The sequence below is a fragment of the Thermomicrobiales bacterium genome, from assembly GCA_041390825.1.
Taxonomy (GTDB): Bacteria; Chloroflexota; Chloroflexia; order Thermomicrobiales; family UBA6265; genus JAMLHN01.
The window spans coordinates 1-25,134 of record JAWKPF010000038.1; the positions used below are offsets into that span (position 1 = coordinate 1).

25 protein-coding genes are annotated in these 25,134 nt (G+C 61.8%); 9 read left to right on the top strand and 16 right to left on the bottom strand.

Annotated features, from left to right (window positions below; genetic code table 11):
- The 4 genes from R2855_16980 to R2855_16995 all read right to left on the bottom strand — a co-directional run.
- The coding region (locus R2855_16980) for a nuclear transport factor 2 family protein (GenBank protein ID MEZ4532690.1) at positions 1-223 on the bottom strand (223 nt) is incomplete at its 3' end.
- Between the two features lie 13 nt (positions 224-236).
- Complete coding sequence (locus tag R2855_16985; protein MEZ4532691.1) at positions 237-866, bottom strand: DinB family protein; 630 nt, start codon at positions 864-866, stop codon at positions 237-239.
- Between the two features lie 49 nt (positions 867-915).
- Positions 916-1,392, bottom strand: coding sequence for a DinB family protein (locus tag R2855_16990; GenBank protein ID MEZ4532692.1), 477 nt, complete (start codon positions 1,390-1,392; stop codon positions 916-918).
- 122 nt (positions 1,393-1,514) lie between these two features.
- On the bottom strand, positions 1,515-2,018 hold the full coding sequence (locus tag R2855_16995; GenBank protein MEZ4532693.1) for a M67 family metallopeptidase: 504 nt from the start codon (positions 2,016-2,018) through the stop codon (positions 1,515-1,517).
- 38 nt (positions 2,019-2,056) lie between these two features.
- Between R2855_16995 and R2855_17000 the strand changes: the two genes are divergently transcribed.
- Positions 2,057-3,625 (top strand): M1 family metallopeptidase, encoded by a 1,569-nt coding sequence (locus tag R2855_17000; GenBank protein ID MEZ4532694.1) that lies wholly within the window; start codon positions 2,057-2,059, stop codon positions 3,623-3,625.
- A gap of 76 nt (positions 3,626-3,701) precedes the next feature.
- Complete coding sequence (locus tag R2855_17005; protein MEZ4532695.1) at positions 3,702-4,856, top strand: mannosyltransferase family protein; 1,155 nt, start codon at positions 3,702-3,704, stop codon at positions 4,854-4,856.
- Between the two features lie 214 nt (positions 4,857-5,070).
- Here R2855_17005 and nudC read toward each other — a convergent pair whose 3' ends face one another.
- Entirely contained in the window at positions 5,071-5,895 is an 825-nt protein-coding gene (gene nudC / locus R2855_17010; protein ID MEZ4532696.1) for an NAD(+) diphosphatase, read from the bottom strand.
- A 77-nt stretch (positions 5,896-5,972) separates the two neighbouring features.
- Here nudC and rlmN point away from each other — a divergent pair, with 77 nt between their 5' ends.
- Positions 5,973-7,064, top strand: coding sequence for a 23S rRNA (adenine(2503)-C(2))-methyltransferase RlmN (gene rlmN, locus R2855_17015; protein MEZ4532697.1), 1,092 nt, complete (start codon positions 5,973-5,975; stop codon positions 7,062-7,064).
- A gap of 170 nt (positions 7,065-7,234) precedes the next feature.
- On the opposite strand, the gene R2855_17020 is transcribed toward rlmN, so the two are convergent.
- A complete protein-coding gene (locus R2855_17020; GenBank protein ID MEZ4532698.1) occupies positions 7,235-8,623 on the bottom strand; it encodes an aspartate aminotransferase family protein in 1,389 nt (462 codons plus the stop codon).
- A 98-nt stretch (positions 8,624-8,721) separates the two neighbouring features.
- On the opposite strand from R2855_17020, the gene R2855_17025 reads away from it, so the two are divergent.
- The gene (locus R2855_17025) at positions 8,722-9,219 is read left to right on the top strand and encodes an SAM-dependent methyltransferase (GenBank protein MEZ4532699.1); all 498 of its coding nucleotides are present in this window, start codon (positions 8,722-8,724) and stop codon (positions 9,217-9,219) included.
- Positions 9,220-9,228: 9 nt separating this feature from the next.
- Here R2855_17025 and R2855_17030 read toward each other — a convergent pair whose 3' ends face one another.
- From R2855_17030 to R2855_17060, 7 genes are all read right to left on the bottom strand, one after another.
- The gene (locus tag R2855_17030) at positions 9,229-10,152 is read right to left on the bottom strand and encodes an LLM class flavin-dependent oxidoreductase (GenBank protein MEZ4532700.1); all 924 of its coding nucleotides are present in this window, start codon (positions 10,150-10,152) and stop codon (positions 9,229-9,231) included.
- A 116-nt stretch (positions 10,153-10,268) separates the two neighbouring features.
- Positions 10,269-11,228, bottom strand: a complete 960-nt coding sequence (locus R2855_17035) for an LLM class flavin-dependent oxidoreductase (protein ID MEZ4532701.1) — start codon at positions 11,226-11,228, stop codon at positions 10,269-10,271.
- Between the two features lie 170 nt (positions 11,229-11,398).
- The gene (locus R2855_17040) at positions 11,399-12,157 is read right to left on the bottom strand and encodes an ABC transporter permease (GenBank protein ID MEZ4532702.1); all 759 of its coding nucleotides are present in this window, start codon (positions 12,155-12,157) and stop codon (positions 11,399-11,401) included.
- A gap of 8 nt (positions 12,158-12,165) precedes the next feature.
- Positions 12,166-13,089, bottom strand: a complete 924-nt coding sequence (locus R2855_17045; protein ID MEZ4532703.1) for an ABC transporter ATP-binding protein — start codon at positions 13,087-13,089, stop codon at positions 12,166-12,168.
- 103 nt (positions 13,090-13,192) lie between these two features.
- The gene (locus tag R2855_17050; protein MEZ4532704.1) at positions 13,193-14,095 is read right to left on the bottom strand and encodes an ABC transporter permease subunit; all 903 of its coding nucleotides are present in this window, start codon (positions 14,093-14,095) and stop codon (positions 13,193-13,195) included.
- A gap of 1 nt (position 14,096) precedes the next feature.
- A complete protein-coding gene (locus R2855_17055) occupies positions 14,097-15,107 on the bottom strand; it encodes an ABC transporter ATP-binding protein (protein ID MEZ4532705.1) in 1,011 nt (336 codons plus the stop codon).
- Between the two features lie 4 nt (positions 15,108-15,111).
- A complete protein-coding gene (locus R2855_17060; protein MEZ4532706.1) occupies positions 15,112-16,278 on the bottom strand; it encodes an aminotransferase class I/II-fold pyridoxal phosphate-dependent enzyme in 1,167 nt (388 codons plus the stop codon).
- Between the two features lie 171 nt (positions 16,279-16,449).
- Between R2855_17060 and R2855_17065 the strand changes: the two genes are divergently transcribed.
- The 3 genes from R2855_17065 to R2855_17075 are packed head-to-tail and all read left to right on the top strand — an operon-like array spanning position 16,450 to position 18,983.
- The gene (locus tag R2855_17065; GenBank protein MEZ4532707.1) at positions 16,450-17,364 is read left to right on the top strand and encodes a trypsin-like peptidase domain-containing protein; all 915 of its coding nucleotides are present in this window, start codon (positions 16,450-16,452) and stop codon (positions 17,362-17,364) included.
- A 52-nt stretch (positions 17,365-17,416) separates the two neighbouring features.
- Positions 17,417-18,319, top strand: a complete 903-nt coding sequence (locus R2855_17070) for a trypsin-like peptidase domain-containing protein (GenBank protein ID MEZ4532708.1) — start codon at positions 17,417-17,419, stop codon at positions 18,317-18,319.
- Positions 18,320-18,344: 25 nt separating this feature from the next.
- Positions 18,345-18,983, top strand: coding sequence for a response regulator transcription factor (locus tag R2855_17075; GenBank protein MEZ4532709.1), 639 nt, complete (start codon positions 18,345-18,347; stop codon positions 18,981-18,983).
- On the opposite strand, the gene R2855_17080 is transcribed toward R2855_17075, so the two are convergent.
- The gene (locus R2855_17080; protein MEZ4532710.1) at positions 18,969-19,610 is read right to left on the bottom strand and encodes a TetR/AcrR family transcriptional regulator; all 642 of its coding nucleotides are present in this window, start codon (positions 19,608-19,610) and stop codon (positions 18,969-18,971) included. The two genes, R2855_17075 and R2855_17080, sit on opposite strands and share 15 nt — an antisense overlap.
- 214 nt (positions 19,611-19,824) lie before the next feature.
- On the opposite strand from R2855_17080, the gene R2855_17085 reads away from it, so the two are divergent.
- Positions 19,825-22,056 (top strand): MMPL family transporter, encoded by a 2,232-nt coding sequence (locus tag R2855_17085; protein MEZ4532711.1) that lies wholly within the window; start codon positions 19,825-19,827, stop codon positions 22,054-22,056.
- A 132-nt stretch (positions 22,057-22,188) separates the two neighbouring features.
- Here the strand turns inward: R2855_17085 and R2855_17090 are convergent, their stop codons facing one another.
- Together R2855_17090 and R2855_17095 are read right to left on the bottom strand one after the other, a co-directional pair.
- Positions 22,189-23,187 carry an ABC transporter permease gene (locus R2855_17090; GenBank protein ID MEZ4532712.1) on the bottom strand — a complete coding sequence of 333 codons (999 nt, stop codon included), beginning with the start codon at positions 23,185-23,187 and terminating at the stop codon, positions 22,189-22,191.
- 19 nt (positions 23,188-23,206) lie between these two features.
- Complete coding sequence (locus tag R2855_17095; GenBank protein ID MEZ4532713.1) at positions 23,207-24,151, bottom strand: ABC transporter permease; 945 nt, start codon at positions 24,149-24,151, stop codon at positions 23,207-23,209.
- Between the two features lie 295 nt (positions 24,152-24,446).
- On the opposite strand from R2855_17095, the gene R2855_17100 reads away from it, so the two are divergent.
- Complete coding sequence (locus R2855_17100) at positions 24,447-25,109, top strand: 50S ribosomal protein L25 (protein ID MEZ4532714.1); 663 nt, start codon at positions 24,447-24,449, stop codon at positions 25,107-25,109.
- The last annotated feature ends 25 nt before the right edge of the window (positions 25,110-25,134 follow it).

A 25,134-nucleotide genomic window follows, 5' to 3' on the forward strand; every position in this document is an offset into this window, starting at 1 on the left:
CGCTCACCTCCCAATGCGCTTCCGGATAGGACGACACCACGGTGCCGAAATACGAAACGATCTCATCCGCCGGGCGAATCGGGGCAGAGTGCGGCAGCGCGCGGAAGGTGGCGTGATCCGCCAGTGTGGCCAACAAGCGCTTCGGGTCGCGCGCATCGATGGCCGCGAAGAACTCGCGAGCCAGAATCTCGGCGATAGCGGTTTCCCGATACGACAGGCTCACGCGCGGCTGCCTGCTACCGGATCCGCTGCCGGACGGGGTAGATCGTCATCAAATCGGTCAGATGCACTCCGGAAACATCGTTGATGTTCTGCCGAACCCCGGTTGTGTGCAGCTGGACATCGATCAAGTGCAAGATGCGGGTGTCGTTCTCGGCCAAATACTCCGCGAGGGTGCGAATCTGCCAGTCGTGTTCCAAACGGCTGGTGCCAACTCGCTTCCAGGCATTGTCCGGCAGGCTGCGCAGGAGAGCGCAGGTGCTCTGCCGTAACCGGCGAAACTGCGCCAGAACCGACAGGGGAGAGCGGTCGAAACCCGGCTTGTCCTTCTCGGCGAAATAGCGCGGGTCCGGCAGCTTGTCCAGATCGGGGTTGATGCTGTTGGCAATGGCGTTCATGCGCGCAAATGCGACTTGCTCGGTGTCGCGCAACTCCTGCAGCAGCTCGAAGACCGACTTCTCACCCCGGCGAGCGCTATGCATGAGCAGTTGCTTGTCTGTGATCGGCGTCAACCAGCGGGAGAGATGATTGACGGTCATCTGGAGACGCACGATGAGTGAATCGTTGTCCAGATCCTCGACCGGAAGATCCAATGCGTTGAGACGTTGACGTGCCGGTCCACCGGCGTTGGGCTGTTCGACCGCCATGCGTCGTTCACTCCACTCATGCCGCCCGGGCGAATCCCGGATCAGGTCATTATCCCGCAAGAACCTCGCGCGCCTGGTCGAGGTGTTCGGAATCATGATCGCACAGATGGTCTTCCATCCACCCGAGCGTTATTTCACCGTAGAGGCTGTGATTTCCGATCCGGTCCCACGCATCGAGCGGCAGGGTCATGAGGTACTCGACATGCTCGTGTCGCAGATCGGCGAATTCGTCGAATACCTCGCGCGGGTCTTGCCCGCGGTAGTCCCGCTCGATCGGCCAGAGTGCATCGTCATACCCTGGAATATCGGGCTGATCATCCTCGGCGATGCGGCGCGCCCGCTCGAGGTAGATCTCTTCCCAATCCCGAAGATGGGGAAGGATTTCGACGATGCCCCAACCGCCGTCACTTCCCGGGCGGTAGAGATCGTCCTCATCATGCGCGGAAAACAACAGCCTGCGCAGATCGTCTGGAAAGCCAGCGAGGTCTTCCAGAATCTGCTCGCGCGAACGTCGGGATGGTTCCATTCGCTCCCTGAACTGTCGACACGACGCCAACGATTGCCAGCCCGGCGCCGCCTGACGGCGGCCCGCAACCCGGCGAATGCCGTTGGTCAAGCATACAGGAAAGGCTCTCTCTGAGCGTTCCCTTATCGATTGACGAAAACCAGCGGGACAGGCAGAAAGACGGGGGACTCCGGATCAGGGCGCTGCGCCCAACACCCAAACTCCGGTTCGCCGTGCAGAAACGAGACGATGATCAGCCGCACATCCGGGTAATACGCCTCACGCGCATCTGTGGCGGAGATCGTCGGCGGCGATGACGGATGACTGTGCACGATCGCGCCGAACTGCCAGCCATGCGAACGCATCACCTTCATTGCGGCGATGACTTCACATGGGTCCATCGTGTACCGAACGGGGGATCGATCGATGTTGGTTCCGGGAAAGAAATGAACGCCTCGGTCGTGCTCGGACAGGCGTTCCGTGGCAACCAGCCCGCAACCCTCGTACGGTAGCCAGCCTGCTACATGGCGTACGATCTCCTGCCGCATGGTGGCAGGAATCACCAGTGGGCGAAACGGATCGTTCGCAGGCATCGGATGCTCTACAGTTGTCGCCGGATCGACCGGATCGGTGGGCTTGGCGCTCATCGACGCTAGCATAGTCTCAGGAGTCCCCCGGCACGCAAATGTCATGTCCACAGAGGTTCACCCGCTTCATCTCGCTGATCGCGTCGTTGCTCATCATCGTGAGCGTTGCCCCAGCGGCGACAGCGCAATCACCCAGCGCGCGGTCGTCGAGCAATGTGCTCTTTGCCGATATGATTCCGTCGCTGTCTGGCGAGATCGAGCAAACGTTCGAGGGAACGTTGCCGGTCTATCACGTCACCGGCAGCCTGGTGCCCGCATCCGACCAACCAGCCCGCATCGAGGGTCATCTGACGTTGGACTACGTGAACTTCACCGAGGTTCCACAGGAGCAGATCCATCTGCGGCTCTACCCCAACTTCGAGGATTATGGCGGCGGTTCGATGGAGCTGGCGAACGTGACCGTCGCCAATCAGGCGGTCGAGCCAGTCACCGGTGCGGATACGACGTTGGTGTCGCTGCCGCTGGCAACGCCGTTGGAACCTGGCGACAGCGTCACCGTCGCCCTCGATTTCGTCACGACGATCCCGCTCGATCCAGTCACCAGCTATGGCATGTTCGGGTATTTCAGTGATTCGTCGTCCTACAACCTGGCTCAATGGATGCCCCTCCTGGCGGGATGGGATCCAGCCAATGGATGGGTGCTCGACGTGCCAAACACTGTTGGCGACCCGGTCTTCTCCAATTCCGCCATGTTCGACATCACCCTGACCGCGCCGGCCGATATCACATTCGTCACCAGCGGTTCCGAGGTGTCGCAGGAACCAATCGGCCCGCTCACCACACACCGCTGGACCGCCGGTCCGATGCGCGATTTCGTCATGTCCGCGGGCACGACGCTGCAGATGATGTCCGAGCAGGTGGGGGAAACCACCATCAACTCCTGGTACTTCCCGGGGTATGAGGAAGCGGCGGCGCTGGTCCTCCAGTATGCGGTCGATTCGTTCCGGGTCTTCTCGGAGTCATTCGGCGCCTATCCCTATACCGAAATGGACCTCGTGCAGACCCGATTGGGCGATCAGGCCGCCGGGGTCGAGTTCCCAGGCATCATGTACATCGGCTCCTACCACTACGACCCCAACAGTGATTACCTCCGCTTCACCACGGTGCACGAGGTAGCGCACCAGTGGTGGTACGGCATCGTCGGCAACAATCAGTATCTGCATGCGTTCATCGACGAAGCACTGGCCAACGAGAGCTCGATGATCTATCGGCAAGCGATCGACGGACCGGAAGCCGCCGAGCAATGGATTCTCGATTACCTCAAGCGGCCGTTCCTTTCCATCCTCTTTGGCAATATCGGCGATCAGGTGGTCGATCAGCCAAGCGCTGACTTTCTGACCAACGGCCCCTATGGCCGAACCGTCTACGGCAAAGGCGCGCTCGGGTTCGACATGATCCGGCGCGCTATCGGCGACGACGCCTTTTTCCAGGGTCTTCAGGACTACGTGGCAGCGCACCGCTTCGGTATCGCGCAACCGGAAGACCTGCTCACCGCCCTGGAAACCGCCTCCGGTCAGGACCTCGACGAACTCTGGGCTCATTGGTTCGAGCGCACCGAGGGTGAACAGGACTTCACGCCGGAAGACATCATGGAGATCAACGGCTAACGCGACGGGTCCCGGTGTCGGGAGACGGAACTCGGAGCGGCGTGGCCTCGATGGGGTGTTTGCGGGGGAAGCGTAGGTGAAGCGGTTAACCGGGCCTGTGGCGCCAGCAGTGTTGTTCGCGATCGCGACGCGGATAGCACTGGCGTTTGCGGTCTGGATAACTGGGCGATCGCTGCCGAAGTTGGGGCTCTATCCTGCTCAGCTTCCGGACAGTTTTCTGCCCGATCACCCGGCGCTCGACGGCTGGGCTCGATGGGATGCCGCGCATTATGTCGCGCTTGCGCGATTCGGCTATTCTTCGGCCAATCCAAGCGATGGCGACGGCCTCGGTTTCCTACCGCTGTTTCCCCTGCTCATGCGCGGGCTCGCACGTGTCTCGGGCTCGGCCCAAACCGATGCGGCGTACGCAGTCGCCGGCATAGCGCTCGCAAACATCTGCTTTGTCATCGCCGTGGCGCTCTTCGCCAGGCTTTCCGGGCGAATTCTCTCGGGACACACCGCGGTCTACCCGGTCATGTTGCTCTGCCTCATGCCCTACTCGTTTTTTCTGAACGCGGCCTACTCCGAATCGCTCTTTCTCGTCATCGTGCTCGTCTCATTGGTGCTGGCAATGGATGGCAAGTGGCTCGGCGCTGGCGCCATCGCTGCGCTTGCTTCGCTCACGCGTCTGGCGGGCCTCGCGCTCGCCCCGGCGCTCTTCTGGGGCGCGTGGAAAGACGGGGTGCGTGGCTGGCGCCTGATCGCCACTGGATTGCTGCCATTCGGCGGCTTCGCCGCCTACTCGCTATACACCGCTATCTGGCACGACGATGCCTTCGCCTACTTCACTGCGCAAGAGCATTGGGGTGGTTGGGACGAGCATGTGCGTTTCTATGCAGAGCTTTTCGTGCGCAGCCCTGGCGAGGCAATTGGTGGCGATCCCCGCCATCTCGTGATCGTGCTGAATCTGATCGTTGGGCTCGTCTTCCTGGCGTTGCTTCCCCTCGCCTGGAAACGCCTGCCGCCGGCCATCGCGATGTTCACGGTCGTCACCGTGATTGCGCACCTGCTCGTGACGTGGGTTTCGCTAGGACGCTATCTGTTGCCGTCGATCGGCATCTATCTGGTGCTGGGCGCAATCGTCGCCTCGCCACGCTGGTCCGGCTGGGCGCGTGACGCCCTCTTCGCCTGCCTGGCAATCCTGTTGGCCACCCTGACGATCTTGTTCAGCCGCGGATTCTGGGTGGTGTAGGGAGCGACGGGCAACAGGCAACAGGCAATGGGCAATGGGCAACGGGCAACAGGCAACGGGCAATAGGCAAGAGGCAACGGGCAATAGGCAACGGGCAACAGGCAACAGGCAACAGGCAATAGGCAACAGGCAACGGGCAACAGGCGACTAGCGACTGACAACTGACAACTGACAACTGACAACTAGCGACTAACGACCAATCCTGGCCTTGATTCTATGAGTGCCGTTCGATCCAGTCGTCGATCAGGCGGCGGGCGATGCTGATCTTTCCGGGGAGCAGTGGCAAGTCGTCCGGAGTAAACCACTTGGCGTCGCCAATTTCGGCGTCTTCCAGTTCGATCTCGCCGCCAGCATAGCGCGCGTTGAAGCCGATCATGAGCGAGTTCGGGAAGGGCCACGGCTGGCTGCCGAAGTAGCGCACGTTGTCGACATCGATACCGACTTCTTCCTTGACCTCACGCGCGACTGCCTCTTCCAGCGACTCTCCCGGTTCCACGAACCCGGCCACGCAGCTGTACACGCCCGGCGCGAAGTTCACCCCATGCGCCAGGAGGCAGGCGCCGTCCCGCTCGACGGTCATGATGACCGCAGGGGAAAGCCGCGGATAGTTGAAAAGGCCACAATCGGGACATCTGGTGGCGCGGTCGCCATCGACCAGGTCGGTCTGCGCCCCGCAGCGACCGCAGTACTTGTGATTGCGACGCCAGTCGAGCAACTGCACCGCGCGTCCGGCCAATGCGAACAACTGGTCGTCGACCGCGCCATAGACGGAACGCAACCCGGCCAGTTCCCAACCGTCGGGGAACTCCTCGCTGCGCTCGCTCAACTCCCAGGCGATCAGATCGGAACCATCCAGCTCGCCAAGGTAGGTTTCCAGTCCAAGATCGAGCTGGAGTTGCTCGAGTTCGGCGAGCTTGGGAATCGCGAACGAATCACCGGAACGCACGACCAGCAGTTCATTCTTGTGAAAGGCAAACGAGATCGCTTCGGAGCGATCGTAGCTCCCGGACGGACGTACCAGCGATCGAAAGGGCTTCACGGGCCGTTGCTCCTATACTTGGCGTGACGTTCGATTCTGTCCGCCATCGGCCGCTCTCCAGACTGACCAGCACTATCATGACCGAAACCATCGATTCCGACGTTCTCATCATGCCTGCCCGCGGCCGCCGTGTCACGCGCACGACCCTGTACGATCTGGGTTTCGACGCGCTGAGGACACGAATGGTCGAACTCGGCCAGCAACCCTTCCGTGCCGCCCAGGTCTTCGACTGGACATACAAGAAGCTGGCAGTGAGCTACGACGCGATGTCGAACCTGCCCGCCGAGCTGCGCGCGTCACTTTCCGAAACGCTTCCGATGGATCCACTGAAGCTGGTCCACGCCATCGAAACCGACGATGGCGAAACGGTCAAGATGCTCTACACCACGCACGACGGCCAGCTGGTCGAAACCGTCCTGATGTTCTATCCCGACCGGGCGACCGTCTGTGTCTCGTGCCAGGTCGGGTGCGCGGTCGGCTGTGCGTTTTGCGCGACCGGACTCGGGGGATTGCAACGCAATCTGAACGCCGGCGAGATGGTGGTGCAAGCCGTCGATGCGGCCCGCATGGCGCGTGAGCGTGGGCGGCCGTTGACAAATCTGGTCATGATGGGCATGGGCGAACCGTTTCACAACTACCGTGAAACGATGACTTTCATCGGCATCCTCAACGACAAACGTGGAATGAACTTCGGCGCGCGGCGCATCACCGTTTCGACTTCGGGCATCGTGCCAGGCATCGAGAAGTTGGCCGCGGAACCGATCCAGGTCAATCTCGCCATCTCCCTGCACGCCCCGAACGACGAACTGCGCAGCAGTCTGGTGCCCATCAACAACCGGTTCCCGATCGAGGTGCTCATGGCGGCCGCGCGTGACTACATCGCCCGCACGGGACGACGTATCTCCTTCGAATATGCCCTGATGAAAGGCATCAACGACAGCGACGAAATTGCGGCGGAACTGGCCGATCTTCTGCAGGGGATGCTCTGCCACGTCAACATCATCCCGCTGAACCCCGTCGATGTCCTCCCCTATGAACGACCCGAGGCGGCCGATATCGACCGGTTCGCGGCCGTCCTCGAATCGCGCGGTATCCCCACCACGGTGCGCTACTCACGCGGGGTCGAGATTGCCGCGGCGTGCGGCCAGCTCAGGGCGAAGTTTCAGTAGGGCTACTTGTCCGGAGCCCGGAGCCCGGAGCCCGGAGCCCGGAGCCCGGAGCCCGGAGCCCGGAGCCCGGAGCCCGGAGCCCGGAGCCCGGAGATTGTCGTGATGGAGGGCGTGACTGTCACGTCCTCTGGTCACGGTACACTGGACTTCTCCGGACTCCGGACCCGGCTCTACGCTGTCAAGTCGTGCGCCATTTCCTCGAACATGGCGATGTATCTATCGGCATCTTCCATCGAGTGCTGCACCGACAACGTCCACTCCTCTTCGCGACCCGGGGTCATGAAGATTCCGCGGTTCATGGCATAGAGCCAGGCCAGCTCGGTCAGCTCACCGTGCAGGTTCTCCATGAACGAGTGGTAGTCCGTGATCTTCTCTTCTGAGAACGTAACGCATCCCTTCGAGCTGATGCCGACCGTATAGCCTGGCAGGTGGTATTTCTCCAGCACCGCGTCGCAACCAGCCATCAGGCGGTCGTTGAGCATGTTCAGGTGGACATAGGCATCGTCGGTCAAGACATGTTCGATGCTGGCGCGCGCCGCGGCCATAGTGAGTGGATTGCCGTTATACGTACCGACCTGATAGACGGATCCGTTCAGCACGACCTCCATGATCTCTTCGGTCGCGCCGATACCTCCGCAGGGGAGCCCGCCGCCAAGCGCCTTGGCGAGCGTGACCATGTCCGGTTCGAGACCGAACTTCTCGGTGGCGCCACCGGCGGCCACCGTCAGGCCGGTCTTGACCTCATCGACGATCCAAACGATGCCGTGCTTTCGCGTGATCTCGCGCACGGCTTCCAGGTAGCCCGGCTCGGGCAAGATAACGCCCATGTTCATCATGGCGGCTTCCATGATGACGCAGGCCGGCAACCGGCCTTCCTCGGCCAGCCGCTCGATGCGCCGCTCCATGGCGCCCGCGTCGTTGAATGGCACCGCGACGGTCATGTCGCTCACCGCTTTGGGGATGCCAGCGCCATAGGGAAGCGAGGGAATATCCTCCCGGTCGCCGAGATCGTCGTAAGGGACGCCGATACAGACCATCGCATAGTCATGATGACCGTGATACGAACCAAGAATCTTCATCACGGTGTCGCGGCCGGTGTAGGCGCGGGCGATGCGCATGGCATCCATGGTGGCTTCCGTACCAGAGTTCACATAGCGCCAGAGCGGGAGTCCGAAGCGCTCGGCCAGCGCTTCGCTGACCACGATCGAATCCTCGATCGGCGCGGCGAAGTGGGTCCCTTTGGCAACTCGCTCAGACACCGCCTTGATGATGGCCGGATGAGCATGCCCCTGGACCATCGAGCCAAAGCCGTTGTGATAGTCGATGCGCTCATTGCCATCGACATCCCAGACTTTCGATCCCTTGCCCTCCTCCAGATAGATCGGCCACGGGTCGCGCACCTGATAGGACGACGGCACGCCTCCAGCCATGGTCTTCCGGGCCCGCTCGTACATGCGCCCCGACCCAGGGGTCGAATCGTTCAGGCGCTTCTCCTCTTTGGCAGTCAGTTCGGCGATTCGTCCCTTGTCGATCTGCAATCCAGCTCCGACGACGGTCATGGTGTTGTCCTCTACTGCGTATGATTCCGGTTCGATTTGCTCCGGATTCTCGCACAACGGCGGATTCTGCTACCGGGAATTCGGCTGAAGGAGCAGGAATGACTCGCGAAAAGCAATGGTTCCGCGTGCAGGCGATCGGCCGGGTGCTTCGGCCAGGAACTGGAGAAACCGCCCCTGGCGATTTCTTCGATCCATGGCACGAATCGATTCTCGAGATCGACGAACGCTGGTCCGGCGGTTTGGTCGGGATCGAGGAGTTCAGCCACCTGGTGGTGCTCTTCTATCTCGACCGGACCAAACGCCGGCGCACCGCGGGAGAGCCGCGACAAGCCGAGGACGCGGACGGGCTTACGCCGGTTGGCTTCTTCTCGACCCGCACTCCGATGCGCCCAAACCCGATTGGCATGAGTTGCCCGAAGCTGCTCCGGCGCGATGGGAACCGCCTCCATGTGGCCGGTATCGACGCGTGGGACGGCACCCCGATCATCGACCTCAAGGGGTACTACCCGCGCGACGAGCAACGACCGGACGCGACTGTTCCCAACTGGCTGGAACTGCTCTGGTCCCGGCATGATGCGGAGCGAGGCAAGGAGTAGGGCGACGCGCTACCCTTGGTCCAGAATTTCCAGCACCGGGGCCAGTTGCTCGATCCCTGCGACGGTGCATGGATCGGGATAGAACTGGATATGCGAGACCCCGATCTCGGCGTATCGCCGGCACTCGTCTGCGATTTGCTCAGGAGTGCCAGTTAGCGACGGAACGTTCTGTCCAGGACGGCCATACGGGTTGTCGAAATCGACCAGCACCGCGACGCTGCGCTCCAGCGTTTTCGGGTCACGTCCAACCGACTCGCAAATACCGTCCATCTTCTCCATGAGCGGCTTGGTGGTCGCTGCGGTGTTGCCGGAGACCGCCGCCCAAATGTTCCATTGGTCGGCGTACTGGGCAGTCAGTTTCATCATCCGTTCACCGCTGAACGTCCCGACCATGATCGGCATGCCCTCCGGTCGTGGGCCGCGCGGCCGGAGTTCGCAGTCGATCGCGCTGTAGTACTCACCCTCGAAGTCGACGTGTCCCGTGCGGATCAGCGGCACGATGATCTTCAGCGCCTCTTCGAATCGACTGGCGCGATGATCGAAGGGAAAACCGAACGCCTTGTACTCCGGCTCGGCCCAGCCAGACCCGATGCCAAGGATGAGGCGTCCGCCGCTGATCTCATCGACGGTTTCGGCGATCTTTGCGGTCAGGGCTGGGTTGCGATATGCGGTGCAAGAGACGAAGGGTCCGAGCTCGATCCTCTTGGTAACCGCGGCAAAGGCCGCCAGCATCGACCAGGCCTCCCACGCGCCCTGCGGCTCGTGACCCGGCACTTTCATCAGCAAGTGGTCGCAGAACCAGACCGAATCGAAACCGAGTTCCTCGGTCTTGAGCGTCATCGCCAGCTGGTCGTTCCAACCAGCAGTTGCGCCTGCCATCTCACGCTCCGATTCCGGGAGCATGATGCCGATCTTCAGGGGACGCTTACCCATGAGCGCGCTTTCTCCTTGATGATGTCCACGGTGACGACGATGATGTCCACGGTGACGACGATGTCGCCACGTATGGCGACGTTGGCGCCAGATCTGACCAGTTCTGAATGGAGTTTCTACGATCGATCGAGGATCTCGATGACTCTGGCGAACTCTTCGATCTTTGCGGGATTGCAGGGATCGAGCCCGGCGACCCAGTGGCGCAAGCCAATCCCGCGGAACGCGGCAATCTGCTCAGCGAGCTGTTCTGGATTGCCTTCCATGGGATTTGCCCGGCGGCCGAGATAACCAGGCAACGCGACATTGCTGCCGGATGTTCGCACGATGGTCTTTGGGTCCCGTCCAACGTCCTCGCATGCCTTGTCCAGATCAGCCAGCCGCGGCAGCACGGTCGACGGGTCGTGATGCCAGTCGGAGTTCCACGCATCGGCGAACTGCGCAGCGAGCCGCATCGTCTTCGGGCCGTTCGTGCCGACCAGAATGGGCGGACCGCCTTCGCCGCGGCGCGGCCCACCGGGCAAGTTCAGGGCCTCGGACGCGGAAAAGTACTCACCCTCGTAGTTGGCCACGCCTTCGCGCAAGAGCGGGTTGATGATCGAGATGCTGTCCTTGAAGCGGCCGAAGCGATGATCCCACGGCAGGTGGTACATGTCGTACTCCGGCTGATGCCACCCGGCCCCAACGCCAAGAATGAAGCGGCCCTCGCTGATCTCGTCGATGTTCTCGGCCATCTTGGCGACGATACCCGGGTTGCGCCACCCAAGGCAGGTCACCAGCACGCCGATCGAGACCCTCGGTACCTGTGCGGCTACCGCGGCGATCGTCGTGAACGCTTCCCAGATGCCCTGTGGCATGCGGTTGTTGGCTTCGTGGCGAAAGACGAAATGATCCGGCATCCAGATACCGTCGAAACCGCATGCCTCGACCGTCTGCGCCATCTCCAGCACGTCCCTGAACCGCGGCTGACCACCGAAAGCGCCTCCGTCGAGCAATGGCAACATGACGCCAATCCCCATCGGGCGATCGGTCTTCGGCCATCGCCCGAGTGGCGCGGCGGTTGTCACTGGATCGACCATTCCTCTTCCTCCCCAGCAATGAACGTTTTCGAATCGAGCCCGCTCTGACCGGAATCTCGCCACTCGGCTGATCGCCGCCAGTTGCTGCTCATTGACAACGGGGCGCGTCGCGCTCTGTGGCGCATCGGGTCAAGCGATGCCACGCATGGCAGAGAATCGTTGCAGGTAGCTTATTCGAGATTCAGATTGCGCAAGCGCCAAGTGGCGAGCAGGATGCTGGCGATCGTAACGAACCCGATCACGATCCAGGAGGTCGCCACGCCGGTTGCGCCGCTAAGGGCGATATCAGGGTCGTCGGCCATGCCGACCAGAATCGATTCCGTGTAATGCCGAATCGACACGACCTTCAAGCCGGTGAGGTACCGACCGAGCAGGCTTTCCCAGACCAGCGCATAGACGATGCCGACCAGCAACGCGCGCGCGACGAAGAGACTCACCAGCAGGAAGACCGCGCTGTACGCCAGGATACCGGCGACCGCGCTGGCCAGCAGCGCCCAGAGAAATGTCAAGCTCTCGGAGTCGCCAGCGTCTCCCCGGAAGACGACCGCGTAGGTCGCCACCAAACCCGCCAGGATGATCGGAATGCAGACCACCAACGTGGCCAGCAGCTTTTCGACCACGATGCGCAGCCGGCCGATCGGCTTGAGCGTCAGATAGGGCAGCGTAGCGTCTTCGATTTCGTTGCCGAGCGCGCCCGTGGCCAGAATCAGCACCATGATCGGCAGCAAGGTCGCGATCACCAACGGCCGGTAGATGTTCTCGCTCAAGAACCAGGCCGGCGGATTGTCGGCATCGTCGAACCAGTAGATGAAGCCGAAGAGCGCAGGCAGGAAGGCCAGCACCGTCACGACCCAGACCGATTTCCCGCCAAAGAACTGGCGGATGGTCAGCATGAAGACTGGAAGCGGTCTCCAAAGGGCGTTTGCCATGTTCGTCCCTATCGCTCCACCAGATACGAGAAGACCGATTCGAGCGATTCATCGGCTGCCTGCAATTCGGTGAGCCGAACGTCTTTGTCCTTTGCCAGCTTGGGCACCATGCGATAGAAGTCGCGCACCTCGCTCGTTTCCACGAAGACGCGGCCGTCCTTGTCGATCCGCACCGAGCTGATCGTCGGCAATGTCACCAGCGCCGACGCGAGCTTGCGTGGCTCCGGGGACCCAAGCCGCACGATGTGCGGATGGTTGTCGATCCGCTCGCGGATGGTGCGGTAGTTGCCCGCGGCCGCCAGTTTGCCGTTGATGATGACGATGATGTTCTCGGCGAACCGCTCCACCTCGGAAAGCACGTGCGAGGAGACCAGCAATGTCTTGCCCTGGCGTCCAAGCTCCCACATCAGGCGGATCATGTGCGCGCGTTGCTCGGGATCGGTGCCATTGAGGGGTTCGTCCATCAGAATGACACTCGGATCGTGCACCAGCGCGCCAGCCAACTTGATCCGCTGGCGCATGCCCTTGGAATACCCGCCCACCTTGCGCTCGGCCGCGTCGGTCATTTCCACCGTCGCGAGGGCGCGCTCGGTGGCGGCATCCACATCCGGCAGCTTCTGCAGCAAGGCATTCATGCGCACGAACTCGCGCCCGCTGAGATAGGGATAAACCTGCTCGATGTCGAGCACCACCCCGAGGTTCCTGTACGCCTTGGGATCTCCCCGCGCCGGGAGCCCGTCGATGGTGACCGTACCGGTCGATGGACCCAACAGGCCGCAGATCATCTTCAACGAGGTCGACTTACCGGAACCATTCGGTCCCAGGAGCGCGGTGACGCCGGGTCCGATGCTGAACGAGAGGTCAGAAACCGCCACCAGATCGCCGTACCACTTGGAGACGTGGTCGAGCACGATCGTTGGCTGATCGGACATGATCGCCACCGGCCGCGATGGGTCGTGCGCGCCCGAGGCAAGCGCCTGTCGCGAACCAGATGCGCCGGTTCGCGGTGCGGGAACGTCTCCTTCGAACGCGCGCCTAATCTTCTGGAACATAGCGCCAATACATGATTGCGCAGCAGATCAGCACGACGATGACCATCGCTGCTCCATAGACCCAGGTGTCGAGCGGGTTGCCGAACGCGCCGTCGTTGTTGCGTTGATCCCAGATGCCAAACACGAATTCCGAGATCGTGCGGGCCGGACTCAGCAGCCCGAACCAGCCTTTCTGGTCGTCAGTGCCGAACACCTCTTGCAGCACCCCGGCAAGGATGTTGAAGAAGATGAACGCCACCACGATCACGCCAACCGCGATCGCCTTGCGACCGGTGAACGCGGAGATGGCAAGCCCGAGCGCGCCCAGGTAGGCCGAGACGATCACGCTCACCACGACGATCTTGCCCAGATCGCCGATGTTGTCGCCCATGGCGCGTACCGGAGAGTCTTCCAGCAGCTGCCGGCCAAGCCAGAAGATCGCGAGTGGCACCAACGTGATCGTCAGAGTCAACAACGCGGTCGCGAGCAGTTTCGAAAGCAGGTAGTCGAGCCGCGTGATCGGCCGGGAGAAGTAGAGGATCAGCGTCTTCTCGCGCCGGTCGCCGCAGAGCATCTCCGGCGCGATGGTGGCAACGAAAACGCCCAGGATCAGCCAGGCCACCGAGAAGTAGTCCCAGTACTGCAGAATCTCGGCCGAGTCGATGAACGCCTGGATGCCAAGCGGAATGATGACCAACAGCGCGACGGCCACATAGAGAATCACCGGAACGACTTTGGCGGTCCAGCGTTTTTTCGCGCCCAACGCGCGTTTCATGGAATACCCGGTGAGCGCGCGGAAGGCGTGCGCCCGCCCAAGCCGCGGACCGGTGTAGTGCTGGTAGCCGCGGTCGTAGACCTCGCCAAAGGCGCGATCGTTGGCGCGTGGAGTCACGGACGATTCGGCCATCTCACACCCCGCCGTGCAGATCGCTATCGAGCGCTGCCGCGCCGACCGCCTGGAGATACAAGTCTTCGAGCGACCGGGTCTTCCCGGTCATGGAGATCAGCGGCACGTCGAGTTCGACCGCGGTGTCACGCACCGCGTCGTAGGCCTTGTCGCTCGGTTGGCGAATGACGATCTCCGGCAGACCGGTCATCCGGTCGCGCAAGCGCGCATCGTCGATGCCAAGCGCTTCGAGCCGCTGAATGAACTGTTCGGCGTTGCCATCGATCTGAATCGAAAGTTGCGCGCCGTCCACCGGACCTCCGCCGATCGACTGCGCCAGCGCCAACTGACCGCTGTTGATGATGACCACGTAGTCGCAGACCCGTTCGATGTCTTCCAGAATGTGAGACGAGAGCACGACCGTCATCCCCATCATGCGGTGAATACGCTCCACCAGCTCGAGCATCGAATCGCGCCCGGGCGGGTCCAGACCGGCGGTCGGCTCGTCGAGGAAGACGATCTGGGGATCGTGCACGATCGACTGGGCGAGCTTGACGCGCTGCTTCATACCGGTGGAGAACCCCTTGATCAACCGGTAGCGCTCTTCGTCGAGTCCAACCTGATAGAGCACATCGGCGGCGCGTTGGCGTGCCTCGGTCTTGGGCAGCCCGCTCATTTCGGCCATATGACCGACGAAATCGGCGGCAGTGGCATTGGACGGAAGGCATTCGGCTTCGGGCATATAGCCAACCCGCTCGCGCACCTGGATCCCCTGCGAAAACGCGTCGAACCCCAGCACCTCGGCAGAACCGGAGGTGGGGCGCGAAAGCCCGAGCAGCAGACGGATCAAGGTTGTCTTGCCTGCGCCGTTCGGTCCGAGCAAGCCGATAGCGCCGCGTGGTATCGAGAGATCGATCTGGTTCAGCGCCGTGAACGAGCCGAAGCGCTTGGTCAGGTCGGCGGTGCGGATCACCGCGTCGATCGCGTCTTGCTGCTCGTTCTGCGGCTGGATACTGGTCGCTGCCTGCGCCATAGGCTTACCGAGTCCCCACGCCGGCAGTTTGCTGCAAGGTCATGCGCTCCAGCTCCTGTGCGGTTCGTTCCAGCCCCTCGGCGAAGATGGCAGGCGTCTGGCCGATGCCAATGCGGAGATGCCCCTCGTATCCGAAGGTCGAACCGGGCGCCAGCATGACGGAGTAGTCCTGCGCGAGCGTGTTCGCCACCTGATCGGAGGGCAGATCGACGTTGTACTTCACGAGCGCAAGCAATCCACCACGCGGGACGTTCCAGCTGGCAAGCTCGCCATGCCTGGCAAACCATGCTTCCGCGGTATCGAGATTCTGCGCCATGATCGCCTGATTGCGCTTGATGATCTGGTCCCGTTGCCTGAGCGCCACGCTGGCAAGGAAGTCGGACAATCCGCCGGGCGCCAGCGAGACATAGTCGCGCGCGCTCCAGCAGCCTTTCACGATCTCTTCGGTCGCCGCCAGCCAACCGATTCGCAGTCCAGGCAAGCCGAACGGTTTGGAGAACGTGCCCACGCTGATGGCGCGTGGCCCCAGATTCCGCATCGGAGCTGCCAGCGGCTCACCGCCGGGAATATCGAGCCAGCGATACGCCTCGTCACTGAGGACATAGGCATCGACCGATTCGGCCAGTGCGTAGATTCGCTTCAGTTCATCGTCGGAGAGCAACGCCCCGGTCGGGTTGTTCGGCGTGTTGATGAGAATCATCTTCGTTTCGGGCTTGACCAGCCGTTCGAGCTCGTCGAGATCGAAACGGTAATTGCCACCGTCTTCCACGATGTTCCAGAGACTGATCTCGCAACCGATTGCCTTGGCGACGCTGTAGAGCTGCTGATACGCCGGGAAGACGGAGACGATATGGTCGCCAGCCTCCAGCAGCGTGTTCACGAGCAGGTAATTGGCCTCGATGGCTCCGGTCGTGACGAGGATCTGATCGGGGTTGACGTTGTCGTAGGTGTCCGCCAGGTCGGCGCGCAACCTGGCCGTACCGCGCGCTTCGTTGTACCCGAGCCGCAGTTCGAGCAATCGGTCTTCGACGGCACGCCGATCATCCGCCGGAAGAAAATCGAGCAGCTCGCGCGTGGTGAGCGGGTAGATGCCGCTTTCCGCGATGTCGAATTTGGCCACGGTTTCCCATGTGCTCATCCATCGTTCGAGCGTAAATGTCTCGACCTTCACCCGCTGCGTCCTCCCACCCAACGCAATGCAACCGCCATAGCATACCCTCCCGACCTCCCCAAATGATCAGGAGCCGATTCGCCATCCCGTCAGTTGGCGCACATTCACACTCCGCATAGGCTTTGGACATCGGAGCGCAATGGCTCGCCGATGAACCAGGAGAACAATTCCATGACCGAATCCACAAGCGTGCTTGCCAGCCTTTCCAACGATCTTGCCAATGCCGTCGAGCAAGCCGCCAATAGCGTCGTGACCGTCTTCGGACGGCAGCGGATGCCCGCCACCGGCATCGTTTGGTCGGCTGACGGCTTGATCGTGAGCGCCAATCACGTCGTCGAACGCGACGAAGATATCCATATCGACACACCGGATGGTCAACATCGTTCCACCAGCGTGGTCGGCCGCGACCCGAACAGCGATCTGGTGCTGCTGAAATTGGATGACGCCGAACTGACGCCTGCGGTGCGGGCGACACACGCGCCGAAGGTCGGGCAGTTCGTGCTGGCCGTCGGCCGGCCCGGGAAGTCAGGGCCAATGGCGTCGCTGGGCGTTGTCAGTTTGATCGGCGGGAAATCAGGCCGCGACCACCGCCACAACCAGCTTGGCGAATTCCTCAAGACCGATGCCGCCATGCTGCCGGGGTTCTCCGGCGGTCCGCTGGTCGACGCTTGGGGCGAGGTGCTTGGGCTCAACTCCTCCACGCTAGGCCGCGGGAGTGGGTTCACCTTGCCGAATGCGACGATCGACAAGGTCGTCGACTCGCTGGTGCAGCATGGCAAGGTGCGGCGCGGATTCCTCGGTGTCAGCGCGCAAGCGGTGGCGATCAACGACCAACTGGCTGCCTCGCTCGGACTCGAGAGCAAGAAAGCGCTCGTCATCGTCGGACTGGAACCGGGCGGTCCCGCAGAGCAACAGGGACTCTATATCGGCGACATCATCGTGCAGGTTGGCGGCACAGCCGTTGGATCGGTCGATCAACTCATGGAGCAACTCAGCGGAGACGTGGTGGGGCAATCGGTCGAGATCTCCGTCATTCGCGGCGGGGAGCTCATCAACAAGTCGATCGTGGCCGGAGAGCGGGCATAGCCCGATTCCCGCTGCAAAGCCGGCTCCGGGACGCGAAACGAGAAGAACATCCATGACGGCAACCCTTCCAACACCCATGCTCAGAGCACATGCGGACATCGACGCGGAACTCTCGGGCCTCTATGAACAGGTCAGGCCCTCGGTGGTGCAGGTCAACCGAGGAAATGGCAACGGCGCCGGCACGATCTGGCGCGAAGACGGCCTGATCGTGACGAACAACCATGTTGCGGGGCAAAGCAACACGCTGCAGATCATTCTGGGAGACGGACGACAGTTCGAGGGACGGGTCGTGGCGCGCGAACCCGAGAAGGACCTGGCGCTGGTCGAGATCGACGCGCGCGATCTCCCGGCAGTGCGGATCGGCGACTCGACCCGCATTCGCCCCGGGCAGCTGGTCATCACCGTGGGACACCCCTATGGACAGACTGACTACCTAACCGCCGGAATCATCTGCGCCGCCGGTCAGGCTGCCACCGACCGGGGCCCCCGCTCAGGCGACTTGATTCAGATGGACGCCAGAATCGCCCCAGGAAACTCGGGCGGACCGCTCATCGATGTCGATGGCCGGGTGCTCGGCATCAATGCCATGGTCGCCGGGCGACTTGGTATGGCGATACCGTCCGCCGCGGTCGAACGCTTCGTTGCAGGGTTGGTTCCGGGAGGCGCGCATGCCTATCTCGGCATCAACGGCGTTGTCGCGGCGCTGCCGAATGCGTCGCAGGATGTCGGATTCGTCCTCACCGAGGTGCTCGACGGCACCCCCGCTGCGCGGGCGGGCTTGATGATCGGCGACGTAGTGCTCTCCATTGCCGGGCATCAGATCGTCGATCAGGAGTCGATTCCCGCCGCCATGCTGCGTGTGCAACCGGGCGACGAAGTCGAAATCGGCCTGACCCGTGGAGGCGTGCCGCGTACTGTCATCGTCGTTCCCACCGAGCGGATGCAGCCGCGCTGATCTGGTCGGTCATACTGACAGGGTTATGTTCGATCGCGGAACCATCGCCACTCGCCAGATCCGGGTTGCCGTCATCAGCGGCTTCCCGGCCGTGCATGCCGGAATCTCGGTGCTCTTGCGTTCCGATCCTGGGATCGACGTGGTGCCGCTCGATGGCGACGAGCCGCTCGGCATCATCGAACTCGATGCCATTGTGGTCGATCACGAGGGGTTGGAGACTGCGGTCGAACTCGCGCGTGATTTGGCGATTCGCCCACCTTTTGTCGTTCTGGGGGCGGAACCGGAAACCGATTGGCCCGATCTTGGCGGTGGACCAGTTGCGTTCCTTGCCGGCGATGCCGGGTCGAGCGAACTGGTTTCAGCGGTACAGGCGGTAGTCAGTGGTTTGATCGTGATCGATCCGCAGATTGCCGAGCTGGCAGGGCTCCGTTGGAGTGGGATCACGCCACCGCTCGATCCTTCCGAGGAAATTCTCACTCCGCGCGAAATGGAAGTGCTGCGCCTGGTCGCGAACGGTCTTCCCAACAAGACGATCGCTCATCAACTCGACATCAGCGAGCATACCGTGAAGTTCCACGTCGGCTCCATCCTGACCAAGCTCGATGCCGCCAGCCGCACCGAAGCAGTCACGATCGCCACGCGCCGCGGTCTACTGGCGGTTTGACGCATCCGGCGGCACACCCTGCACCCCATGCAGGAAAACGGTCACGATTTCGTCGATCGCGCGCTCATCCTCTTGCTCCGCATGGTCATTCGGCAACCAACGTCGCTTCTCGTGGTCCAGTCCGGCCGTGACAAGTCCGGTATAGATGCGTGCGGCAGCTTCCGGGCTGACATTGCGAATGACCCCTTGCTCCTGCGCTCGTCGGAAGACAGGCGTCAGAATCTGGGACGGGTCGGCAACTCCTAGGGTGTCGACGATGAATGTGGCTTTGGCCTGATCGGAAATCACCACCGCGGCATCTGACCACCAGCGTTGCATGTTCCCTCCAAATGCGCCTCGAACGGCGCGAATCGACTTACGGAGTTGCTCCTCGAACGTCCCGGGCTCATCGAATGGCGCCAGCAACTGGTCGCGCAGATTGGTGATCAAGCGCTTCGATACGGCCAGATAGAGATCTTCCTTGCTCTGGAAGTGGTAGTAGGTCGCGCCCTTGGTGAAGCCAGCTGCTTCCGCAATCTGCTGCATCGAGACATTCGCGTAGCCGCGTTCGAGAAAGAGCTGCTCGGCGGCATCGAGCAGTGCTTCGGCGCCATGTTTGGTTGGGATCTGAGGGTCGGTCGTTACCAACGTCCGAAATCCTTTCTGCGCGTTGCGGCGAAAACCAGGCGGCATTCCCCGTCGGAAAAGAGCGTACCGCCCGGCGAGCGCCAGAGCCAGCACGTGCATTGACAGCAACATACTAACCGGTTAGTATGTTGCGCGCACAGCGTCGTGATGACTTCTTGATCGCCCACCGTGCCGATTGGGCGATGCACGCTCTTGCGAGAAAGGATCACAATCTATGGCTGAATCGACGTCATCTTCACCGGGGGGACTGAAACGCTGGGCGCGCTTCACCACAAGGCACCCCTGGCAGGTTATCGGCGGGTGGATCGCCATTGCCATGGTGCTGGCCCTGCTCGCGGGGACGGTAGGTGGCTCGTTCGCCGACCGTTTCGCGATTCCGGGGTCGGAGTCACAACAGGCGCTCGATACCCTGCGCGCGGAGTTTCCCGCCTACGCCGGCGATTCGGCGCAGATCGTCTTTCACAGCGACACGGATATCCGATCAGACACTGCCATCCAGGAACGCATCACCGCGTTCGTCGAACAGGCAGCCACGCTGCCTGAGGTGACATATGTCGCTTCCCCACTCGACCCCTCGACCCCAACGATCTCGGCCGACGGCACAATTGCCTATGCCACCGTCCTGTACGACAAACAGAGCGCCGAGATCGACCCGGCCAGCATCGATCAACTGGAGGCTCTGGTGCACGCGACCGCCGGACCAGGCCTCGAAACGATCGCGGGTGGCTCGGTTATTCAGGAGTTGCCAGAAACGGGCACATCGGAACTGATCGGCATCGTCGCTGCCATCATCATTCTGCTCGTGGCGTTCGGATCGATCATCGCCATGGGCCTGCCGATCGTCACAGCGATCGCCGGGGTCGGCATCTCGATGCTGCTCACCATTGTGCTGGCCAATGTCATCGACTTCTCGTCGATCACCACAGCGCTCGTCTCGATGATTGGCCTCGGGGTCGGCATCGACTACGCCCTCTTTATCATCAACCGTTTCCGTGAAGAGCAGGAACTCGGCACCCCGATCGAGGACGCAGTTGTCCGCGCCACCGATACTGCCGGTCGCGCGGTCCTCTTTGCGGGTAGCCTGGTCATCGTCGCCCTGCTCGGGCTCTTCGTGATCGGCATACCGTTCATCGGCTTGGTCGGGCTCGGAGGCGCCATCGCAGTCTTCGTTTCGATGCTGGTTGCGGTTGGGCTCATGCCCCCGTTGCTGCGGCTGCTCGGTCCCTCGCTCGAGCGCTGGACGATTCACAAGAGCGTGCACAAACCCGTCGATCAGACCTTCGGCTGGAAGAACACCGAGCGCATCCAGAAACACCCGGCGGTTTGGCTCGTGGGCGCCCTTCTTCTCGCGGCAGTTCTGGCATGGCCCGCGCTCTCCGGCGCTCAACTGGGCACGGCAGACTCCGGCACCGCTCCTGCCGGGTCCGATGCGCGCGTGGCCTACGACCTGATTGCCGAAGGCTTTGGCCCCGGCTCGAACGGTCCGCTTCTTCTCGTCATCGACAGCGACGACGACCGCCAACTCTCCATCGATTCGCTGAATGCGCTGTCGTCAGCAATTGCGGAGACGCCGAATGTCGCGGCAGTTGCGCCGGCGGCCCTCAACCCGGCCGGCACTACCGCTGTCATGACCGTGATCCCGCTTTCGGCACCGCAAGACACCGCCACGGAAGACCTGATCGACACGTTGCGCAACGATGTCGTCCCGGCAGCACTCGGAGATCAGGCCCTGGACGCTTCGATCGGCGGCGCGACAGCCACCTTCATCGATCTTGCCACCGCCACGTCCGAGCGGATGCCGTACTTCATCATCCTCGTGGCCGGCCTGAGTGTTCTCATTCTCATGATGGTCTTCCGGTCGGTGCTGGTGCCGATCAAGGCGGCCGCCGCCACGTTGCTCTCCTTCGCGGTCGGCTTCGGCATCATGGTTGCAATCTTCCAGGAGGGCGCCTTCGGGCTGAACGAGCTCATAGGCGCGGACCGCACCGGGCCGATCGAATCGTTCCTGCCTATCATTCTCTTCGCCATCCTGTTCGGTCTCTCGATGGACTACGAAATCTTCCTCGTCAGCCGCGTGCACGAAGCCTGGTTGCACCGACAGGACAACGGGTGGGCGCTGCGGCACGGCTTGGGCGCATCCGGACGTGTCGTGCTGGCCGCGGGGGCCATCATGGCCTCGGTCTTTCTCTCTTTTGCCCTGGGCGATCAACGCACGATCAAGGAGCTTGGCATCGGCCTGGGAGCAGCGATTCTCTTCGACGCGCTGGTCGTGCGCATGTTCATCGTGCCGGCGTTCATGTCGCTCGCTGGGACCTGGAACTGGTGGCTTCCGGCGTGGCTCGACCGTGTTCTGCCGAAGCTCAACGTCGACGGTGAGCCAAATGAGCACGAGTTCGACGAAGACGACCAGATGCTGGAGCAGCTGACCGCGATGCCTGCCGATTGAGACTCGTCGAGGGTTCTGTGGAGATCACAGAAACGCCTGCATCACGATCCTCTGAACGAAATGGACGACCGGCGGAGCAACCTGCCCCGCCGGTCGTTCGTGTTCCTGAATGTCTGGCTACCAGCGCGGCGCCTACCGCGTCTTCCGGGGATCGAGCGCGTCGCGCAAGCCGTCACCGATGTAGTTGATCGAGAGCACAGTCACGAAGATCACCATGCCGGGGAAGAGCGCCATATACGGGTAGAACTGGAAATAGTCCTTGGCCTCGAAGAGGAGCCGACCCCACGTGGGGATATCGGACGGAAAACCAAGGCCCAGGAACGAGAGCGTCGACTCCGTGATGATGGCAGCGCCGACAGCGAGCGTCGCCGCGACAATGATCTGGCTGACCACGTTCGGCAAGATATGCCGCATCATCAACGTGATCTCTTTGGCGCCGATCGACTTGGCCGCCTCCACGAACTCTTTCTCCTTGAGCCGCAGGAACTCGGCGCGCACCAACCGCGCGGTCGACATCCAGTTCAGGATCGCAATCACGAACACGATCAGGATGAAGACTCCGATATTGCCATTGCCGAACTTCTTGTCCGCCCACATGAACATTTCGTCGCGGTAAAGAAAGCTGATCAGCAACAACAATGGCAACTGGGGCAGGCAGATGAAGAGATCGGTGAACCGCATGAGGAAGCCGTCGGTCTTGCCACCCAGGAATCCGGCGGTCGCGCCGATCAACGTACCGAGCGAGATCGCCACCAACGCGGCCAGCAACCCGACCGCCAGCGAGATGCGTCCACCCCAAAGAATGCACGCGAGAATGTCGCGCCCAATGGGATCAGTGCCAAAGGGATACTTGGCCGATGGATTGATGAATGTCGCCATCATGTTCGGCTCGATCCCCCGGGGATAGATCAACGCGCCGACATAGCAGGCGAGCGTGAGGAACGTGAGAAAGATGAGGCCGATCATGGCCAGGCGGTGCAAACGGAATTGCCGCCAGGCATTTCCCCAGAGCGACCGATACTGCTTGGCCGCTTGCGCATCGCGAAGTGACAGCCCGGCTTGCGGCGATTCGCTGGGAAGCGGACCGCCGATGGGCTCTTCGGTAAGGGTGACGTCGTAGGCTTGAGACATCGGGCAGGCCTTCAGTAGATCACGTGAACTTGATGCGCGGGTCGAGGGTGGCGTAGAGCACGTCGGCCAGAATGTTGAAGATGACCACCAGGATGGCGTATCCGAAGCTGATTGCCATCACCACGGGCACATCCTTTTCGTTGACACCCTGAACGAGCGCGGAGCCGATTCCCGGAATGCGGAAGATCTGCTCGGTCACCACCGCGCCGCCGACCACTGCGGGCACCTCGATGGCAATGATCGTGACGACCGGGATGAGTGCGTTGCGCGCAGCGTGTTTGATGATGACCGTGTTCTCGCGCAACCCTTTGGCCCGCGCGGTGCGCACATAATCCTGGCCGATGACTTCGAGCATCGACGCGCGCACAAATCGCGTCAGCGACCCGGCCCCGGCCAACGCCAGCACCATCATCGGCATGATCATCTGTTTCAGATTTGGCCAGAATCCGGTTACCGTGTCGTCATAGATGAACGGTAACCAGCCGAGCTTCACGCTGAACAGCAGAATGAAGAGAATGCCCGTGAAAAACGTTGGCAGGCTGAATCCGAAGAATGCGAAGGTCGTCGCCACCTGGTCGAAGACCGAATACTGCTTGATCGCCGATATGATCCCAACCGGTAAGGCAATCAACAGACTGATGATATAGGCGCCGCCGACGATTTTCAGTGTCACCGGCAGCCGACCGATCACATAGTCGCGCGCGGAACTGCGTGTGGTGTACGAGACTCCCCAATTGCCCTGCAAGTATTGGGTGGCCCAACGGGTGTACTGGACGGGGACCGGGTCGTCGATACCCATCTGCTCGCGCATCCGCTGGCGCAATTCCGCTGGCACGTTCGGGTTCGCCGCGAAACCGGAGAGCGGGTCGCCCGGCGCCAGCGCCAGGATGCCGAAGATCACCACGCTAATGGCGATAAGGGTAATGATCGAGACGATGACTCGTCGGATCAGATAGCGGCCCATGACCTGCTCCTGACATTCTTCCGTAGCTCATCCAAACGGCCAGGCTGGGAATTCAGTGGCACATCAGGCGCTTGGATGAAGTGACTGCGCGACCAGTGTAGCCGGATCCTATGGGACGCTTCTGCTCTGAATTCTCCCGAAAACGCCATCATGCTACGCAGTTGGTTCGGCTCATGTCAAGAAGCTGCGTCCCGTTGTGGTAAACTGGCGCAACGCGGCATGAGCCGCGTTTTTGTATGCCTGCCGAACACTACGTGCTCAGCCAGGTCGAGGAAGTAGAAGTCAGGAGAAGGCGATGAGCCAGCCGACTTTGAGTGCCGAAGCGCGAACAGTCGTCGGCAAGAAAGTCAAGAACCTGCGCAAGCAGGGTCTCGTTCCGGCCGTGATCTACGGTCCCGGAATCAAAGAGACCATTCAAATCACCGTCGAGGAGAAAGGGTTCTCCAAGTTCTATCAGGTGCACGGTCATTCCACGCTCCTGAAGCTCTCCTCGGACGGCAAGAACTACCAGGTGCTGATTCGCGACGTGCAGGTCGATCCCGTTCGCAAGAACCCGCTGCATGTCGACTTCTTTGCTCCGAACCTCAAGAAGGAAACCACCGCATCGGTTCCGCTGGCGCTGATCCACACGCCGGATGGGCCCGGCATCTTCACCCCGGTGCTTTCTGAGCTTCACGTCTCTGGTTTGCCGAAGGATATTCCAACGCGAATCGAGGTCGACTGCTCCGTTCTCCAGAACGAAGGCGATTCGATCCGCGTCGGGGATCTGCAGCTCCCCGAGGGAATCCACCTTCAGACCAGTGCTGACGAAGTCGTCGCAACGCTGACTCCGAAGATCTCGCAAGAAGCCTTCGAGGCCGCTGAAGCTGGCGTCGAAGTCGAGGCAGTCGCCGAGGCACCAGCTGAGGAAGCCTCCGACGCCGCTGAGGCTGCCGTTGCCGAGGAAGCCGGCGAGTAGCCAGTTCCATTGCCGCGATCGACGA

Excerpts from the sequence above, each read along its gene's own strand:
- R2855_17025 (MEZ4532699.1), top strand. The coding sequence starts at position 8,722 with ATGACTCGCGAAAAGCAATGGTTCCGCGTGCAGGCGATCGGCCGGGTG.
- R2855_17085 (MEZ4532711.1), top strand. The coding sequence starts at position 19,825 with ATGGCTGAATCGACGTCATCTTCACCGGGGGGACTGAAACGCTGGGCG.
- R2855_17095 (MEZ4532713.1), bottom strand. The coding sequence starts at position 24,151 with ATGGGCCGCTATCTGATCCGACGAGTCATCGTCTCGATCATTACCCTT.
- R2855_17075 (MEZ4532709.1), top strand. The coding sequence starts at position 18,345 with ATGTTCGATCGCGGAACCATCGCCACTCGCCAGATCCGGGTTGCCGTC.
- R2855_16990 (MEZ4532692.1), bottom strand. The coding sequence starts at position 1,392 with ATGGAACCATCCCGACGTTCGCGCGAGCAGATTCTGGAAGACCTCGCT.
- R2855_17090 (MEZ4532712.1), bottom strand. The coding sequence starts at position 23,187 with ATGTCTCAAGCCTACGACGTCACCCTTACCGAAGAGCCCATCGGCGGT.
- R2855_17100 (MEZ4532714.1), top strand. The coding sequence starts at position 24,447 with ATGAGCCAGCCGACTTTGAGTGCCGAAGCGCGAACAGTCGTCGGCAAG.
- R2855_17040 (MEZ4532702.1), bottom strand. The coding sequence starts at position 12,157 with ATGGCAAACGCCCTTTGGAGACCGCTTCCAGTCTTCATGCTGACCATC.
- R2855_17065 (MEZ4532707.1), top strand. The coding sequence starts at position 16,450 with ATGACCGAATCCACAAGCGTGCTTGCCAGCCTTTCCAACGATCTTGCC.
- rlmN (MEZ4532697.1), top strand. The coding sequence starts at position 5,973 with ATGACCGAAACCATCGATTCCGACGTTCTCATCATGCCTGCCCGCGGC.
- R2855_16985 (MEZ4532691.1), bottom strand. The coding sequence starts at position 866 with ATGGCGGTCGAACAGCCCAACGCCGGTGGACCGGCACGTCAACGTCTC.
- R2855_17050 (MEZ4532704.1), bottom strand. The coding sequence starts at position 14,095 with ATGGCCGAATCGTCCGTGACTCCACGCGCCAACGATCGCGCCTTTGGC.
- R2855_17055 (MEZ4532705.1), bottom strand. The coding sequence starts at position 15,107 with ATGGCGCAGGCAGCGACCAGTATCCAGCCGCAGAACGAGCAGCAAGAC.
- R2855_17035 (MEZ4532701.1), bottom strand. The coding sequence starts at position 11,228 with ATGGTCGATCCAGTGACAACCGCCGCGCCACTCGGGCGATGGCCGAAG.
- R2855_16995 (MEZ4532693.1), bottom strand. The coding sequence starts at position 2,018 with ATGAGCGCCAAGCCCACCGATCCGGTCGATCCGGCGACAACTGTAGAG.
- R2855_17045 (MEZ4532703.1), bottom strand. The coding sequence starts at position 13,089 with ATGTCCGATCAGCCAACGATCGTGCTCGACCACGTCTCCAAGTGGTAC.
- R2855_17030 (MEZ4532700.1), bottom strand. The coding sequence starts at position 10,152 with ATGGGTAAGCGTCCCCTGAAGATCGGCATCATGCTCCCGGAATCGGAG.
- R2855_17000 (MEZ4532694.1), top strand. The coding sequence starts at position 2,057 with ATGTCATGTCCACAGAGGTTCACCCGCTTCATCTCGCTGATCGCGTCG.
- R2855_17070 (MEZ4532708.1), top strand. The coding sequence starts at position 17,417 with ATGACGGCAACCCTTCCAACACCCATGCTCAGAGCACATGCGGACATC.
- R2855_17020 (MEZ4532698.1), bottom strand. The coding sequence starts at position 8,623 with ATGACCGTCGTCGGAGCTGGATTGCAGATCGACAAGGGACGAATCGCC.